The 234-nt window shown below is 47.9% G+C and carries 1 protein-coding gene; it reads left to right on the top strand.

Annotated elements, in window-relative coordinates; translation table 11 throughout:
- Positions 1–20: 20 nt before the first annotated feature.
- The coding region (locus IEQ44_RS17505; RefSeq protein ID WP_227487723.1) for a hypothetical protein at positions 21–234 on the top strand (214 nt) is incomplete at its 3' end.

Raw genomic sequence — 234 nt, 5'->3', positions numbered from 1 at the left:
GTAGCAATTCATTTTCCAAAATGGCTGAAGCAAAGCATAAAGTAGACGAGGGCAAGAGGGAAGGAGAGGAGAAGCAGAAACGTGTCTTAAAACCAGCAATAGCAGTGCAGGAGCATAAGCTCAAAATGCCTCCAGCGAACATGCGCTCCTCAGCCTCCGAAAAGGAGCTCAGTAAACTGGCAGATGTGCTTTTTGGAGCTGACACTGTACTGGAATCCCCTGATGACATCTCAC

The sequence above is a fragment of the Nocardioides malaquae genome (genome assembly GCF_015070385.1).
Lineage (GTDB): Bacteria > Actinomycetota > Actinomycetes > Propionibacteriales > Nocardioidaceae > Nocardioides > Nocardioides malaquae.
The sequence above is the reverse complement of the archived record's forward strand: the minus strand, read 5'-3'. Positions and strand labels throughout refer to the sequence as shown.